The following is a 15,029-nucleotide window of genomic DNA, read 5'->3' on the forward strand; positions in this document are numbered from 1 at the left end:
ATGAAAATGTCAGCGATACAGGGGATTGAAGGGGTTATCAGCCAGTTACAGGCTACGGCGATGAGTGCGCGTGCGCAGGAATCACTACCGCAACCGACCATTAGTTTTGCCGGGCAGCTGCATGCCGCGCTCGATCGCATAAGCGATACACAAACCGCCGCCCGCACGCAGGCAGAAAAATTCACCCTCGGCGAACCCGGCGTGGCGTTAAACGATGTGATGACCGATATGCAAAAAGCCTCAGTTTCAATGCAAATGGGGATTCAGGTGCGTAATAAGTTGGTGGCGGCGTATCAGGAAGTGATGAGCATGCAGGTGTAGGTTGTGTAACCTGTTGTTGATTACATCCGATCTCACCGCGTGGGGCATGGATGGGGTAAACACACTCAATTTCTGGTTTAAAATGGAAACCTGATTCTGAAAGTTTTCTGCCATCCACGATCTGTAAACGCGATAACCCCCCTGAACATCAGAGTGTCTCCTTTAACACGCATCACCAGGTCGGTTGTTGTTACAACCACAGACGCAATAGTAACGTTTGGATAATTTAATCTTTGTTGATGTTTTTATTCATATTCCGGGCTAGGGAAATAATCAGGCGTGATTGTGTCACTGGAATAGAGGTTTCTTGTGGCGTATGTGGAAGGGGCGTCTAGAGACAAGGCGTTTCCGGCTGGTGATAAATAAAGGCGCAGCACGTCGAATGCAAGAATGTGCTGCGTCTGGCTCATGGCAATTCATTATTTTCGCATAGCGTCAATGACAAAAATCGACTGTGTGGATCAAGTTGATAATCAGCAAACGGTTCGCAATCAACGAAACCATGCTTCAAATAAAGTTGATGGCAGGGCGTAAATCCAGCCTGTGTACCCGTTTCTAAGCTCAGGCGATGAAGGCATCTGTCATGGGCGACCTGCAAAATGTGGCGTAAAATCAGACTGGCGACACCCCGACGTAAATAATTTGGCGCGGTACGCATTGATTTCAGTTCGCCATGTTTATCATCCAGCAACTTCAGCGCACCAATTCCTGCGAGTTGTTCGCCTTCCCATACTGACCAGAATGTCACTGTCGGGTTACGTAATTTTTGCACATCTAAAGCATGACTGCTTTCGGGGGGAGACTGCTGCAGCATGCCGGAAATATGGTAAGCCACTAATGCTTGCACTGCTGGATGGGTGAGATCATCTGTTTTAATCGTGAACATGACGATTCCGTATTGGTGTTATTTTTGCAATATGCCAACAGGTAATGAAATCTTTGTCTAATAGAGATTTCTTATGACGCAGTATTGTTGAACAATAATCTCCAGGCTTATCAAACAGGGTGAATTAACGCTGCGCCCTGGTTTTTGACATTACCCACCGCGCGCGATACCGGGTGCCAGGTGAACTGGTTTGCTGGCACACAGCCACTGGTAGCGATTTCTGAGGCTTCTTTACCACCAATGTCTTGCCGCATCCATTCCTGCGCAGTTTCTGGCGACAGTACCAGCGGGCGGCGGTCATGAATATCTACCAGACCCTGGTCTGCTGCTGCAGTGACAATTAAAAATCCTTCGGCTTCGTCACCACGCTCAAACGGTGTGCTACCTATCGCGGCTATAAAAACAGGTTGTCCATCAGCGCGATAGATAAAATAAGGCTGTTTTTTGTCGCCTTCTTTTTTCCACTCAAACCAGCCATCGGCAAAACAGATTGCCCGACCATGTTGCCAGAGCGGTTTAAACATACGACTGGTTGCCGCAGTTTCTACGCGGGCGTTAATCAGCGGCGGTTTATCCCACCATCCGGGAGCATATCCCCAGAAAACCGGATCCAGATGAAGGTGTTCATCACGTTCACTGAGCAGAAGAACTTTGGTTCCCGGCGCGACGTTGTATCTGCCAATGGGTTCGGGATCGTAGGGAATATCGCGTTCAATATCTTCCGCGAGAAGCGCAAGGTAATCTTCACGCGTTTGGGATTGGGCAAAGCGTCCACACATAGAAACCTCCTGAGATCACCCTGAAAAGAATAGGAGAGGGGGCGGGTAAAATCTATGTGCCAGAGGCAACGATGTTCCCGCTGTGGGACACAGCGGGAAGGAGGGATTACTTCTGAATTAAATAACGAATGGTCGGCCCGTCTTGCTGAATATCCAGCACCGTATAGCCGTGATTACGCGCATCCAGTGGAATATTATTGATCGACTGCGGACAGTCGCTCACCACTTCCAGGATCTCACCTTTTTTTAATTGCGGCATCGCCTCAAGGGTTGCGACTGCCGGATAAGGGCAGGGTTCACCCACCATATCAAGGCGGTAATCAGGAACGATATTTTTCATGCGATCTCCTTAGCAGTCTGCGGTGCCGCACGGCGGAAGAAGCGTTTTTCCCAGCCGATAATCAACATCAGCGCAGCAAACAGCAGCAAATATGTCACCAGCAGGCCACCCATCGGACCAAAGGTTTTCAGTAGGTTGATTTTGTCCCAGTCGGTGGCCAGCGCCGGAGCGAAATCATCCCAGTAATACGCCAGAATCGTTGAGCCGATCACATTGCCCAGACCGACCCACCAGTAGTGTACCTGGCCTTCTACCGCGCGGTACATCCAGCCGGTTTCGCAGCCGCCTGCCAGCACGATGCCAAAACCAAACAGTAAACCACCGATTACCGCGTTCGGCCCCGCCCACATGATTTTGGGTTCAACGCCTAACTGGACGTAACTGAAGATCCCGATGGCACTCACCGCCATACCGATAATGATTGCTTTCGCCATATGGGTACGCCCGGTGATCCACATATCGCGGAACGCCGAAGTAAAGCAGATTTGTGCACGTTCAATCAGTAAGCCAAAGCCGACGCCAAACAGCATTGCCAGCCCCAGTTTTGGTTGGTTCATCGCCGTCAGCAGCGCCCAGCCCAGCATGCCGAAAAAGACCAGCATCCCGAGACGAAAACGACGCCGCGCCTGATCCGGTTTTTGCGTCAGCGGTGAGGCGGCAGAAACTTTCTGCATTTTCACGGGAATACGAAAGATGGGCAGCAGGGTAAAGCGCGCGCCAAACCATGAACCAATGGCAGTGGCGATGGCAAAGAACCAGGCATGCAGCGAGAACTGAGGAATGCCGGTAAAGAACGCCGCCAGGTTACAGCCCATTGCCAGACGCGCGCCAAAACCGGCGATAATGCCGCCAATGATGGCCTGCATAATGCGGATACGGCTGCGCGGCATGCGCAGTTTGACATTGTTGGCCCACAGCGCTGCGGCAAAACAGCCGCCAAACATACCGAGGATCATCATGCCGTCGATGCGGGTTAATGGCGATCCTTCCAGATGAATAATTTTAAAATAACCCCACTCTTCAGCATGGACGCCGAACAGCTGCAGGAGCTGACCGCCCCAACGGGTAAATTCACCCGTGACAGCCCAAAAGGTGCCAGTGATGCCAAAGTAGTAAGTGGAGAGAATACCCGCCGCGATGACCGCAGGGATGGGTGCCCAGAATTTAATCAACCAGGCGTGTTTGAATTGCTGCCATGACATGAATGTAGCCTCTGAACTCAGAAGGTTTGAAACAAGAGTCGCGAATCATACATCAAGCAAATTTATTTTCGGTGTAATAATTCACAAAAATAATAGTTAGATCAAATTTCTCTCTGAACCTGGAAAGGCTGGCGACATCAGGGCTTTAATGCCACAATCCTCTTTTCTTCTCATGCAGGACGAATGATGAAAAAACTCGCAATTGCAGGCGCGCTCATGTTGCTGGCGGGCTGTGCCGAAGTCGAAAACTATAACAATGTCGTTAAAACCCCCGCGCCGGACTGGCTGGCGGGCTACTGGCAGACCAAAGGGCCGCAAAGTGCGCTGGTCAGTCCGGAAGCGATAGGCAGCCTGATTGTCACTAAAGAGGGCGATACCCTGGATTGCCGTCAGTGGCAGCGGGTGATTGCTGTGCCGGGTAAGTTGACATTGATGTCTGATGATCTCACTAACGTTACCGTAAAACGTGAGCTGTACGAGGTTGAGCGTGAAGGTAACACCATTGAGTACGATGGAATGACGATGGAGCGTGTGGATCGCCCGACGGCAGAGTGTGCCGCTGCGCTGGATAAAGCGCCGTTACCGACGCCATTGCCGTAATGAAATCTCCCCGGCTTGCCGCCGGGGATGAATTTAAATCACCTCTTCGATAACCCACACGCTGACGCTGCCGCCGTTGCAAAAGAAGGTCGCTTCGCCGTTTTCGTCGGTTACTACACTTTCTTGCCGGTTCCCCAGAAAATCACGCCAGGTTTTATTGCCGTAATTCTCTCCTAAATGAATGGTTTTTTCGCCATCATCTCCGTTCGACATGACCACCACGCAGCCGGGATATTCGTCGGTGCCACTGCGGCTAAAGGCAATGCAGTTCGGATGGTCGAAAAATAACGTCTGTACACCGTGGGCGAAACGCTGACGGGCGAGAATTAACTCATCAAGTTGTTCGATTATTGGCATATCTATCGGATAGGTTTGCCCGTCACCACCGACATCTTCGTAATGTGCACCGTAGAGATCCGGATAGAACACCGAAGGAACGCCATTTTCCCGCAACAAAATTAGGGCGTACGCCAGCGGTTTAAACCATGGTTCGACCGGCGCTTCGAGGGCTTGCAACGGTTGGGTGTCATGGTTGGCAACGAGGGTTACGGCGTGAAAAGGATCGGCTTCCACCAGCGTCCCAGTGAAAATCTGCGTCATGTCGTAGTCGCGTCCCATGCGCGATGCTTCATGGAATTTCATCTGCAGCGGCGCATCGAACAGCATGGTTTTGCCTTCCACCTGATCAATATACGTTTGCAGTTTATCGACTTCATGCGACCAGTATTCCGCCACAATAAACAGCGGCTTTGGCGCAACTTCTTGTACGTGTTCGATCCACTCTTTATAAAACCACGCCGGAATATGTTTGACCGCATCAAGACGAAAACCGTCGCATTGTGTTTGTTCCATCACCCAGCGCGCCCAGTATTTAATCTCTTCCGTCACGGCATGATTGCGAAAATCGATATTCTCGCCCATCAGATAATCGAAATTACCGAGTTCATCATCAACCTGATCGTTCCAGCCTTCGCCGGTGTAGTCGTTAACAATTTTAAAAATGCCATCTTCATCAGGGTTTTCGATATGGTCGATACCGCTAAAACATTTGAAATCCCAGATAAACTGCGAGTATTGCCCGGCACGGGCGGGGAAGGTGTAACGCGTCCAGCCTTCGCACTCAATGATTTCTTCGTCAATTTGCGTACGGTCATCAGCATTTACACGCTGCACGCGAATAGCTTCTTTTTCATCTGCGCCCATTTTGTGGTTGACTACCACGTCCAACAGCACCGCAATGTCATTACGTTTCAGGGCGTCAATGGCGGCCAGCAGTTGTGCTTTATCGCCATATTTAGTAGGGATGCTGCCTTTCTGATCAAACTCGCCTAAATCAAATAAATCATAGGAGTCGTAGCCGACCGAGTACCCGCCCGATGCGCCTTTATAGGCTGGCGGTAACCAGACCATATTGATACCAATATCATTAAAACCGTCGGCGCGCTCGGCCAGTTCAGGCCAGAGCTTACCGCCTTCCGGGTAATACCAGTGAAAACATTGTAACAGCGTGGGATTACGCATTCTTCGACTCCATTCAAGGGGAACATTAGAAGCGTAGCCGTAATCGGATTATTCGCGAGCCATCGGCTCGTTAAGATTCAAAAGAGGTTATCCTGCGGAGCCAGCACAAAGCCGCCCTGATCGCCATAGGCACTTAACACCGATTTTTGCACCGATGACTGACCGACCAGTTTCGCCAGTTCATCCATCCGAATCTGCAATAACTGCTTTACCCTGCTTTCGTTGTCGAGAATCAGGCGCAGCATCGGGCGGAGTTGCTCCTGCATCGTGGTGGACGGATCAATCTCTTCAGTCAGATGTGCAATCTCCTGCACCGCATTCACATACGCCATTTCGCTGGCGATGAGTTCGTCCCATTGTTCTTCCGTTGCCAGGCGTAACATGAGCTGGCTTTTTTCGACGAGTTGTTGCCAGGCGAAATACAAATGCGGTGCATGGTTCATCAGACGGGGTCCTGAATCAAAGAAGGGGAGAGTAAAGACTCTTTCCAGGCATCGGCAATATTGCGCATTAATGCTTCCACTTCTTCGACTGCGGAGACATCGTTGCGTAAATTGGCTTGCAGCAAGCGCCTGACCATATAGCTATAAAGAGCAATCAAGTTTTGGGTTAGTTCGTCTTTGCTCTCTTCATCAAGACTCACCCGCAGCCCGTTCTCAATGATGTTGATCGCTTTTGACAAAGAGACGCCTTTGCCTTGCTGATTGTTGTCCTGCATAAACAGGCGCGCTCTAACCAGTGCGCTCAGCACTCCATCAAATAGCATGGTGACCAGCTGCTGCTGGCTGGCGCTCATTACGGCGCTTTCGACGCCAATTTGTGCATAGGCTTGGGTGCCTTTTGCCGCGTACATGACCTGTCTCCCGATGAATATTGATTACTTGGAATTACTGTTGTTTTCGAACTGCTGCGTTAAGTAGCTGCTGGTGCTGTTTAACGAGGTCATTAAAACGTCCAGTTGGGTAAATTGTTCTTTGTAGCGAGCGACCTGCGCATCAATGCGATCGCTGGCGGCGTTGTAGTCTTTAGTTAACTTATTCAGGGTCTTACTAACGCCATCGGTAGCGGCTTTAATAATGCCCGTTGTCGAAAGCCAACTGGTCAGGTTGCTGCCGATGGTGGTCGTGATGCCGGTTTTTTTACCATCGCCAACAATCAATGCACCTACGCCGCTGGCATCTTTTTTCAATGCAGCGGTGAGTTTGTCGGCATCCAGTTCCAGTTTGCCATCGCTGGGATCGGTCGTGATACCAATCTGCGCCAACGTTTTATAGTTGGAAGAACTAACGGTATTACTCAGCATCGATTTCAACTGCGTCTGAATCGTCCGCAACGTGGAGTCGCCAAGCAGTGCGCCATTGCTAGAACTCTGGCTATCAGCCCCCGCATCTACGGCGGTGTATTTGGTCAGGCTGCTGAAGGTATCTATTAGCGAGTTATAGGCATTCACCCAGTCTTTAATCGCCGTTTGCGCTTTGGAGGTGTCCTGAGTGATGGTTAGCGTCTGGTTGCCCGTGGTGACATCGTTCAGGTTCAGGGTGATGTTTTCCAGCGCGTCGCTGATGGTGTTGCTGCTGTTCTCAATGGCGACGTTGTTGACCGTCAGCTGCGCATTCTGGGCGGCGACCGAGACCTCCATGCCGTTGCTGCTGGCACTGGCGTCATAGCCCATAAAACTTTGTAGCGCATCATCACCGCTAACCGAGAGCGTCATCGCATTGTCAAGGCCGGTGTCATTTGATGTGACTGACAGACGATATTCACCGTTACCCACGTTAATGATGCTCGCGCTAACACCCGCTTTTGCGTTGTTGATGGCATCACGGATCCCGCTTAACGATGAGTTAGCCGCGCTGATATCAATGGTAATCGGATCTTTGTCGCCGCCTTGTTGAATGGTGAGTTTGCTGTCGCTGGTGGCGATCGCCGTTTTCGTATCATCTCTGGTGGTGCGCGTGGTCAGGGTTTGCGCCTGCGCCAGATGGGTGACGCTGATGGTGTATTTCCCGGCGATGGCGTTACCCGCGGTGGTGGCACTGAACGCGGTGGTGCTGCTGGTAGTGCTGGTGGCGGAAAAAAGATCGGCTTTAGACAATGCAGTATTGGCGGTCTGGAAAGTCGTCAACGCGCTTTTCAGCGTACCGTAGGCGCTAAGTTTAGCGGTAAACGACGATTGCTGATTTGAAATAGGGGTTAGCGTCGCTTTTTGCGCGGCGGTGAGGCTATCGAGGATTGAACTTAAATCCAGACCTGACCCGACTCCCAGCGATGAAATACTTGCCATGCGATTTCCTTTTATCTTTCGACACGTAAAACGAATACCGGGGTTATCGGCCTGAATTGCGCAAAGTTTACGTTTAATTGTTTTTTTTAATAGCGGGAATAAGGGGCAGAGAAAAGAGTATTTCGGCGACTAACAAAAAATGGCTGTTTGTGAAAAAAATTCTAAAGGTTGTTTTACGACAGACGATAACAGGGTTGACGGCGATTGAGCCGACGGGTGGAAACCCAATACGTAATCAACGACTTGCAATATAGGATAACGAATCATGGCACAAGTCATTAATACCAACAGCCTCTCGCTGATCACTCAAAATAATATCAACAAGAACCAGTCTGCGCTGTCGAGTTCTATCGAGCGTCTGTCTTCTGGCTTGCGTATTAACAGCGCGAAGGATGACGCCGCAGGTCAGGCGATTGCTAACCGTTTTACTTCTAATATTAAAGGCCTGACTCAGGCGGCCCGTAACGCCAACGACGGTATCTCCGTTGCGCAGACCACTGAAGGCGCGCTGTCCGAAATCAACAACAACTTACAGCGTATTCGTGAACTGACGGTTCAGGCCACTACAGGGACTAACTCCGATTCTGACCTGGACTCCATCCAGGACGAAATCAAATCCCGTCTCGACGAAATTGACCGCGTATCCGGCCAGACCCAGTTCAACGGCGTGAACGTACTGGCAAAAGACGGTTCGATGAAAATTCAGGTTGGTGCGAATGACGGCCAGACTATCACTATTGATCTGAAGAAAATTGACTCTGATACGCTGGGGCTGAATGGGTTTAACGTTAACGGCAAAGGTACTATTGCGAACAAAGCTGCTACAGTCAGCGATCTGACCGCTGCTGGTGCAACGGGAACAGGTCCTTATGCTGTGACCACAAACAATACAGCTCTCAGCGCTAGCGATGCACTGTCTCGCCTGAAAACCGGAGATACAGTTACTACTACTGGCTCGAGTGCTGCGACCTATACTTATGATGCGGCTAAAGGGAACTTCACCACTCAAGCAACAGTTGCAGATGGTGATGTTGTTAACTTTGCAAATACTCTGAAACCAGCGGCTGGCACTACTGCATCAGGTGTTTATACTCGTAGTACTGGTGATGTGAAGTTTGATGTAGATGCTAATGGCGATGTGACCATCGGTGGTAAAGCCGCGTACCTGGACGCCACTGGTAACCTATCTACAAACAACGCCGGCATTGCATCTTCAGCGAAATTGTCCGATCTGTTTGCTAGCGGTAGTACTTTAGCGACAACTGGTTCTATCCAGCTGTCTGGCACAACTTATAACTTTGGTGCTGCGGCAACTTCTGGCGTAACCTACACCAAAACGGTAAGTGCTGATACTGTTCTGAGCACAGTACAGAGTGCTGCAACGGCTAACACAGCAGTTACTGGTGCGACGATTAAGTATAATACAGGTATTCAGTCTGCAACTGCGTCTTTCGGTGGTGCGAATACTAATGGTGCTGGTAATTCGAATGACACCTATACTGATGCAGACAAAGAGCTCACCACAACCGCATCTTACACTATCAACTACAACGTCGATAAGGATACCGGTACAGTAACTGTAGCTTCAAATGGCGCAGGTGCAACTGGTAAATTTGCAGCTACTGTTGGGGCACAGGCTTATGTTAACTCTACAGGTAAACTGACCACTGAAACCACCAGTGCAGGCACTGCAACCAAAGATCCTCTGGCTGCCCTGGACGACGCTATCAGCTCCATCGACAAATTCCGTTCATCCCTGGGTGCTATCCAGAACCGTCTGGATTCTGCGGTGACTAACCTGAACAACACCACTACCAACCTGTCTGAAGCGCAGTCCCGTATTCAGGACGCCGACTATGCGACCGAAGTGTCCAACATGTCGAAAGCGCAGATCATCCAGCAGGCAGGTAACTCCGTGCTGGCAAAAGCCAACCAGGTACCGCAGCAGGTTCTATCTCTGCTGCAGGGTTAATCGTCGTAACCTGATTAACTGAGACTGACGGCAACGCCAAATTGCCTGATGCGCTGCGCTTATCAGGCCTACAAGGTGAATTGCAATTTATTGAATTTGCACATTTTTGTAGGCCGGATAAGGCGTTTACGCCGCATCCGGCAACATGAATGGTAATTTGCCAGCAACGTGCTTCCCCGCCACCGGCGGGGTTTTTTCTGTCCGCAATTTACCGGTAACCCCCAAATAACCCCTCATTTCACCCACTAATCGTCCGATTAAAAACCCTGCAGAAACGGATAATCATGCCGATAACTCATATAACGCAGGGCTGTTTATCGTGAATTCACTCTATACCGCTGAAGGTGTAATGGATAAACACTCGCTGTGGCAGCGTTATGTCCCGCTGGTGCGTCACGAAGCATTGCGCCTGCAGGTTCGACTGCCCGCGAGCGTGGAACTTGACGATCTGCTACAGGCGGGCGGCATTGGGTTACTTAATGCCGTCGAACGCTATGACGCCCTACAAGGAACGGCATTTACAACTTACGCAGTGCAGCGTATCCGTGGCGCTATGCTGGATGAACTTCGCAGCCGTGACTGGGTGCCGCGCAGCGTGCGACGCAACGCGCGTGAAGTGGCACAGGCAATAGGGCAACTGGAGCAGGAACTTGGCCGCAACGCCACGGAAACTGAGGTAGCGGAACGTTTAGGGATCGATATTGCCGACTATCGCCAAATGTTGCTCGACACCAATAACAGCCAGCTCTTCTCCTACGATGAGTGGCGCGAAGAGCACGGCGATAGCATTGAACTGGTTACTGATGATCATCAGCGAGAAAACCCGCTACAACAACTGCTGGACAGTAATCTGCGCCAGCGGGTGATGGAAGCTATCGAAACGTTGCCGGAGCGCGAAAAACTGGTATTAACCCTCTATTATCAGGAAGAGCTGAATCTTAAAGAGATTGGCGCGGTGCTGGAGGTCGGGGAATCGCGGGTCAGTCAGTTACACAGCCAGGCCATTAAACGGTTACGCACTAAACTGGGTAAGTTATAACGTCAGTAAATGCCGCACTTTAATTTTGACTACCAGGAGTTCTTAATGATGGTGCAGCACCTGAAAAGACGGCCATTAAGCCGCTATCTTAAAGACTTTAAACACAGCCAGACCCATTGCGCGCATTGCCGTAAATTACTCGACCGCATTACCCTCGTTCGCGACGGCAAAATAGTGAATAAAATCGAGATTTCCCGCCTGGACATGCTGCTTGATGAAAATGGCTGGCAAGTGGAACAAAAATCATGGGCGGCATTGTGCCGATTCTGCGGTGATTTACATTGCAAAACGCAGAGTGATTTTTTCGATATTATCGGCTTTAAGCAATTTCTTTTTGAGCAAACTGAAATGAGCCCAGGTACGGTGCGTGAATATGTCGTTCGTCTGCGCCGTTTGGGTAATCATCTACACGAGCAAAATATTTCCCTCGAACAGCTGCAGGACGGTTTCCTTGATGAAATCCTCGCCCCGTGGCTGCCCACTACCAGCACCAACAATTACCGCATTGCGTTACGGAAGTATCAACACTATCAGCGTCAAACGTGTACCGGACTTGTGCAGAAATCCTCCAGCCTGCCTGCTTCTGATATATATTAAATAAGAATAAGATGTAGCGGAGTTGTTTTTGTGTTTACAAACAATGGCTCTACACTGCAAACAGACATAACAACATTCGGGGTGAATATGAAATTAGCACATCTGGGACGTCAGGCATTGATGGGTGTGATGGCCGTGGCGCTGGTTGCGGGCATGAGCGTTAAAAGTTTTGCAGATGAAGGTCTGCTTAATAAAGTCAAAGAGCGCGGCACGCTGCTGGTAGGGCTGGAAGGAACTTATCCGCCGTTCAGTTTTCAGGGGGATGACGGCAAATTAACCGGTTTTGAAGTGGAATTCGCCCAACAGCTGGCAAAACATCTTGGCGTTGAGGCGTCACTAAAACCGACCAAATGGGACGGTATGCTGGCGTCGCTGGACTCTAAACGCATTGATGTGGTGATTAACCAGGTCACCATTTCTGACGAGCGCAAGAAAAAATACGATTTCTCTACCCCGTACACCATTTCCGGTATTCAGGCGCTGGTGAAAAAAGGTAACGAAGGCAGCATTAAAACGGCTGATGATCTGAAAGGCAAAAAAGTGGGTGTCGGTCTGGGCACCAACTATGAAGAGTGGCTGCGCCAAAATGTTCAGGGCGTCGATGTGCGTACCTATGATGATGACCCGACCAAATATCAGGATCTGCGCGTAGGCCGTATTGATGCGATCCTCGTTGACCGTCTGGCTGCGCTGGATCTGGTGAAGAAAACCAACGATACGCTGGCAGTAACCGGTGAAGCATTCTCCCGTCAGGAGTCTGGCGTAGCGCTGCGTAAAGGAAATGAAGACCTGCTGAAAGCGGTGAATGATGCAATTGCGGAAATGCAAAAAGATGGCACTCTGCAAGCCCTTTCTGAAAAATGGTTTGGTGCTGATGTGACCAAATAATCAGCATAATGACAAAAAAGGGCGCTTTCACTAGCGCCTTTTTTATTTACGCGTTTTCAGCGTGCATAATAAGAAAATCACAACAACACACATCGGAGGCTGTTATGCCACTGCATAATTTAACCCGTTTTCCACGGCTGGAATTTATCGGCGCGCCAACGCCGCTCGAATATCTGCCACGCTTTTCTGATTATCTTGGACGGGAAATTTTCATCAAACGGGATGACGTCACCCCCATGGCAATGGGCGGCAATAAATTACGTAAGCTGGAATTTCTTGCGGCAGATGCTCTGCGCGAAGGTGCCGATACGCTGATTACTGCCGGGGCGATCCAGTCTAACCATGTGCGCCAGACTGCCGCAGTCGCTGCGAAACTCGGTCTGCACTGCGTGGCGCTGCTGGAAAATCCTATTGGCACAACCGCAGAAAACTATTTAACCAACGGCAATCGTTTGTTGCTGGATCTGTTCAATACCCAGATTGAAATGTGCGACGCACTGACCGATCCCAATGCCCAACTGGAAGAGCTGGCGACGCGAGTCGAAGCACAAGGCTTTCGCCCGTATGTCATTCCGGTTGGCGGTTCTAATGCTTTGGGTGCGCTGGGTTATGTGGAGAGTGCGCTGGAAATCGCGCAACAGTGTGAAGGGGCGGTTAATATTTCGTCGGTGGTGGTCGCGTCGGGCAGTGCCGGAACTCACGCCGGACTGGCTGTTGGGCTGGAACACCTGATGCCTGAAAGCGAACTGATTGGCGTGACCGTGTCGCGTTCCGTTGCCGATCAATTGCCGAAAGTGGTTAACCTCCAACAGGCGATTGCGAAAGAACTGGAGCTGACCGCATCAGCGGAAATTTTACTCTGGGATGACTATTTTGCACCTGGCTACGGCGTGCCGAACGACGAAGGCATGGAAGCAGTGAAATTGCTGGCGCGGCTGGAAGGCATTCTGCTTGATCCTGTGTATACCGGAAAAGCGATGGCGGGGCTGATTGACGGTATCAGTCAGAAACGCTTCAAAGATGAAGGGCCGATTCTGTTTATTCATACCGGCGGCGCGCCTGCGCTGTTCGCCTATCATCCCCACGTTTAGCTCCGGAAACGCTCATGCAAGAAAGTATACAACTGGTTATTGATTCCTTGCCGTTCCTGCTGAAAGGGGCTGGGTATACGCTGCAACTCAGTATCGGCGGCATGTTTTTTGGCTTACTGCTAGGGTTTATTCTCGCGCTGATGCGCCTTTCGCCAATCTGGCCCGTGCGCTGGCTGGCGCGTTTTTATATCTCTATTTTTCGTGGTACGCCACTCATCGCACAACTGTTTATGATCTATTACGGCTTGCCGCAGTTTGGCATCGAACTAGATCCCATTCCGTCAGCAATGATTGGTCTGTCGCTAAACACTGCCGCCTATGCTGCCGAAACGCTGCGCGCCGCCATTTCTTCTATTGATAAAGGTCAGTGGGAAGCTGCTGCCAGTATTGGTATGACGCCGTGGCAGACCATGCGTCGCGCGATTTTGCCACAGGCGGCGCGAGTGGCGTTGCCGCCGCTGTCGAACAGCTTTATCAGCCTGGTAAAAGATACGTCGCTGGCCGCGACAATCCAGGTGCCGGAGCTGTTCCGTCAGGCGCAGTTGATTACCTCGCGTACGCTGGAGGTGTTCACCATGTATCTGGCGGCTTCGCTCATCTACTGGATCATGGCGACAGTGTTATCGACGTTGCAGAACCATTTTGAGAATCAACTTAATCGCCAGGAGAGAGAACCAAAATGAGTGCCATTGAAGTTAAGAACCTGGTGAAAAAATTCCACGGTCAGACGGTGCTGCACGGTATCGACCTTGAGGTGAAGCCTGGCGAAGTAGTGGCAATTATCGGTCCGAGTGGTTCCGGCAAAACCACGTTGCTACGCAGCATAAATCTGCTGGAACAACCGGAAGCGGGAACCATTACCGTTGGCGATATCACCATTGATACTGCACGTTCATTAAGTCAGCAAAAATCGCTGATTCGCCAGTTGCGTCAGCACGTCGGGTTTGTCTTCCAGAACTTTAATTTGTTTCCGCATCGTACGGTGCTGGAAAACATTATTGAAGGGCCGGTGATCGTCAAAGGCGAACCGAAAGAAGAGGCCACGGCGCGCGCTCGCGAGCTGTTGGCGAAAGTTGGGCTGGCAGGTAAAGAAACCAGCTATCCACGTCGTTTGTCTGGCGGTCAACAGCAGCGTGTCGCGATTGCGCGAGCGCTGGCTATGCGTCCTGAGGTGATTTTGTTTGACGAGCCAACGTCGGCGCTGGATCCAGAGCTGGTGGGCGAAGTCCTGAACACCATCCGTCAGCTGGCGCAGGAAAAGCGCACGATGGTGATTGTGACGCACGAAATGAGCTTTGCCCGGGATGTTGCGGACCGGGCGATCTTTATGGACCAGGGGCGGATAGTCGAGCAGGGGGCCGCAAAAGCGTTATTTGCCGATCCTCAGCTGCCTCGCACCCGCCAGTTCCTCGAGAAGTTTCTGCTGCAATAATAAGAAAAAATCAGCCCCGACGATTTACCAGTCGGGGCGGGACGCCACTTCAAACGTGATAAAACTGCTTAACAAAT

General features: G+C 50.8%; 18 protein-coding genes. 9 read left to right on the forward strand and 9 right to left on the reverse strand.

All coding sequences use genetic code 11. The features are described from left to right. The first annotated feature begins 6 nt into the window (after positions 1-6). Positions 7-321, forward strand: a complete 315-nt coding sequence (gene fliE / locus FQ015_RS02525; RefSeq protein WP_001274299.1) for a flagellar hook-basal body complex protein FliE — start codon at positions 7-9, stop codon at positions 319-321. A 331-nt stretch (positions 322-652) separates the two neighbouring features. On the opposite strand, the gene FQ015_RS24680 is transcribed toward fliE, so the two are convergent. The 5 genes from FQ015_RS24680 to yedE form a co-directional block, all read right to left on the reverse strand. After that, positions 653-709: a cyclic lactone autoinducer peptide gene (locus FQ015_RS24680; RefSeq protein WP_108990983.1), complete on the reverse strand. Its 57-nt coding sequence runs from the start codon at positions 707-709 to the stop codon at positions 653-655. Between the two features lie 18 nt (positions 710-727). Then, positions 728-1,207 carry a GNAT family N-acetyltransferase gene (locus FQ015_RS02535; protein ID WP_160523678.1) on the reverse strand — a complete coding sequence of 160 codons (480 nt, stop codon included), beginning with the start codon at positions 1,205-1,207 and terminating at the stop codon, positions 728-730. A 110-nt stretch (positions 1,208-1,317) separates the two neighbouring features. Further along, positions 1,318-1,986 carry an SOS response-associated peptidase gene (locus tag FQ015_RS02540; RefSeq protein ID WP_160523679.1) on the reverse strand — a complete coding sequence of 223 codons (669 nt, stop codon included), beginning with the start codon at positions 1,984-1,986 and terminating at the stop codon, positions 1,318-1,320. Between the two features lie 106 nt (positions 1,987-2,092). Further along, complete coding sequence (yedF, locus tag FQ015_RS02545; protein WP_000790504.1) at positions 2,093-2,326, reverse strand: sulfurtransferase-like selenium metabolism protein YedF; 234 nt, start codon at positions 2,324-2,326, stop codon at positions 2,093-2,095. Next, positions 2,323-3,528: a selenium metabolism membrane protein YedE/FdhT gene (yedE, locus tag FQ015_RS02550; protein WP_000118897.1), complete on the reverse strand. Its 1,206-nt coding sequence runs from the start codon at positions 3,526-3,528 to the stop codon at positions 2,323-2,325. Before yedE ends, yedF begins: the two co-directional genes overlap by 4 nt. A 186-nt stretch (positions 3,529-3,714) precedes the next feature. Here yedE and yedD point away from each other — a divergent pair, with 186 nt between their 5' ends. Continuing rightward, entirely contained in the window at positions 3,715-4,128 is a 414-nt protein-coding gene (gene yedD / locus FQ015_RS02555; protein WP_001354738.1) for a lipoprotein YedD, read from the forward strand. A gap of 33 nt (positions 4,129-4,161) precedes the next feature. Here the strand turns inward: yedD and amyA are convergent, their stop codons facing one another. From amyA to fliD, 4 genes are all read right to left on the reverse strand, one after another. Beyond that, positions 4,162-5,649 (reverse strand): alpha-amylase, encoded by a 1,488-nt coding sequence (amyA, locus tag FQ015_RS02560; RefSeq protein ID WP_001245699.1) that lies wholly within the window; start codon positions 5,647-5,649, stop codon positions 4,162-4,164. Positions 5,650-5,726: 77 nt separating this feature from the next. After that, positions 5,727-6,092 (reverse strand): flagella biosynthesis regulatory protein FliT, encoded by a 366-nt coding sequence (gene fliT, locus FQ015_RS02565; protein ID WP_001015026.1) that lies wholly within the window; start codon positions 6,090-6,092, stop codon positions 5,727-5,729. Further along, positions 6,092-6,502 carry a flagellar export chaperone FliS gene (gene fliS, locus FQ015_RS02570; protein ID WP_000270663.1) on the reverse strand — a complete coding sequence of 137 codons (411 nt, stop codon included), beginning with the start codon at positions 6,500-6,502 and terminating at the stop codon, positions 6,092-6,094. The genes fliT and fliS overlap by 1 nt, the downstream gene beginning before the upstream one ends. 24 nt (positions 6,503-6,526) lie before the next feature. Beyond that, positions 6,527-7,933, reverse strand: coding sequence for a flagellar filament capping protein FliD (fliD, locus tag FQ015_RS02575; RefSeq protein ID WP_000146781.1), 1,407 nt, complete (start codon positions 7,931-7,933; stop codon positions 6,527-6,529). Positions 7,934-8,198: 265 nt separating this feature from the next. On the opposite strand from fliD, the gene FQ015_RS02580 reads away from it, so the two are divergent. From FQ015_RS02580 to tcyN, 7 genes are all read left to right on the forward strand, one after another. Further along, entirely contained in the window at positions 8,199-9,905 is a 1,707-nt protein-coding gene (locus tag FQ015_RS02580; RefSeq protein WP_000079725.1) for a FliC/FljB family flagellin, read from the forward strand. Positions 9,906-10,224: 319 nt separating this feature from the next. Continuing rightward, the gene (gene fliA / locus FQ015_RS02585; protein ID WP_001087467.1) at positions 10,225-10,944 is read left to right on the forward strand and encodes an RNA polymerase sigma factor FliA; all 720 of its coding nucleotides are present in this window, start codon (positions 10,225-10,227) and stop codon (positions 10,942-10,944) included. A 45-nt stretch (positions 10,945-10,989) separates the two neighbouring features. Further along, a complete protein-coding gene (gene fliZ / locus FQ015_RS02590; RefSeq protein WP_001445638.1) occupies positions 10,990-11,541 on the forward strand; it encodes a flagella biosynthesis regulatory protein FliZ in 552 nt (183 codons plus the stop codon). Positions 11,542-11,628: 87 nt separating this feature from the next. Further along, positions 11,629-12,429 (forward strand): cystine ABC transporter substrate-binding protein, encoded by an 801-nt coding sequence (gene tcyJ, locus FQ015_RS02595; RefSeq protein ID WP_001353139.1) that lies wholly within the window; start codon positions 11,629-11,631, stop codon positions 12,427-12,429. A gap of 104 nt (positions 12,430-12,533) precedes the next feature. Further along, complete coding sequence (gene dcyD, locus FQ015_RS02600) at positions 12,534-13,520, forward strand: D-cysteine desulfhydrase (protein ID WP_001128215.1); 987 nt, start codon at positions 12,534-12,536, stop codon at positions 13,518-13,520. A 14-nt stretch (positions 13,521-13,534) separates the two neighbouring features. Beyond that, positions 13,535-14,203, forward strand: a complete 669-nt coding sequence (tcyL, locus tag FQ015_RS02605; RefSeq protein ID WP_001158220.1) for a cystine ABC transporter permease — start codon at positions 13,535-13,537, stop codon at positions 14,201-14,203. Beyond that, on the forward strand, positions 14,200-14,952 hold the full coding sequence (tcyN, locus tag FQ015_RS02610; RefSeq protein WP_001272993.1) for an L-cystine ABC transporter ATP-binding protein TcyN: 753 nt from the start codon (positions 14,200-14,202) through the stop codon (positions 14,950-14,952). Before tcyL ends, tcyN begins: the two co-directional genes overlap by 4 nt. Positions 14,953-15,029 lie beyond the last annotated feature (77 nt).

The sequence above is a fragment of the Escherichia sp. HH26CH genome, assembly GCF_009820205.1.
Lineage (GTDB): Bacteria > Pseudomonadota > Gammaproteobacteria > Enterobacterales > Enterobacteriaceae > Escherichia > Escherichia coli_F.

Bases quoted from the DNA above. Each gene is read 5' to 3' on its own strand.
- tcyJ (WP_001353139.1), top strand. From the start codon at position 11,629: ATGAAATTAGCACATCTGGGACGTCAGGCATTGATGGGTGTGATGGCC.
- FQ015_RS02540 (WP_160523679.1), bottom strand. From the start codon at position 1,986: ATGTGTGGACGCTTTGCCCAATCCCAAACGCGTGAAGATTACCTTGCG.
- fliZ (WP_001445638.1), top strand. From the start codon at position 10,990: ATGATGGTGCAGCACCTGAAAAGACGGCCATTAAGCCGCTATCTTAAA.
- fliT (WP_001015026.1), bottom strand. From the start codon at position 6,092: ATGAACCATGCACCGCATTTGTATTTCGCCTGGCAACAACTCGTCGAA.
- FQ015_RS02580 (WP_000079725.1), top strand. From the start codon at position 8,199: ATGGCACAAGTCATTAATACCAACAGCCTCTCGCTGATCACTCAAAAT.
- FQ015_RS02535 (WP_160523678.1), bottom strand. From the start codon at position 1,207: ATGTTCACGATTAAAACAGATGATCTCACCCATCCAGCAGTGCAAGCA.
- fliD (WP_000146781.1), bottom strand. From the start codon at position 7,933: ATGGCAAGTATTTCATCGCTGGGAGTCGGGTCAGGTCTGGATTTAAGT.
- dcyD (WP_001128215.1), top strand. From the start codon at position 12,534: ATGCCACTGCATAATTTAACCCGTTTTCCACGGCTGGAATTTATCGGC.
- amyA (WP_001245699.1), bottom strand. From the start codon at position 5,649: ATGCGTAATCCCACGCTGTTACAATGTTTTCACTGGTATTACCCGGAA.
- yedF (WP_000790504.1), bottom strand. From the start codon at position 2,326: ATGAAAAATATCGTTCCTGATTACCGCCTTGATATGGTGGGTGAACCC.
- tcyN (WP_001272993.1), top strand. From the start codon at position 14,200: ATGAGTGCCATTGAAGTTAAGAACCTGGTGAAAAAATTCCACGGTCAG.
- yedD (WP_001354738.1), top strand. From the start codon at position 3,715: ATGAAAAAACTCGCAATTGCAGGCGCGCTCATGTTGCTGGCGGGCTGT.
- tcyL (WP_001158220.1), top strand. From the start codon at position 13,535: ATGCAAGAAAGTATACAACTGGTTATTGATTCCTTGCCGTTCCTGCTG.
- fliE (WP_001274299.1), top strand. From the start codon at position 7: ATGTCAGCGATACAGGGGATTGAAGGGGTTATCAGCCAGTTACAGGCT.
- yedE (WP_000118897.1), bottom strand. From the start codon at position 3,528: ATGTCATGGCAGCAATTCAAACACGCCTGGTTGATTAAATTCTGGGCA.
- fliS (WP_000270663.1), bottom strand. From the start codon at position 6,502: ATGTACGCGGCAAAAGGCACCCAAGCCTATGCACAAATTGGCGTCGAA.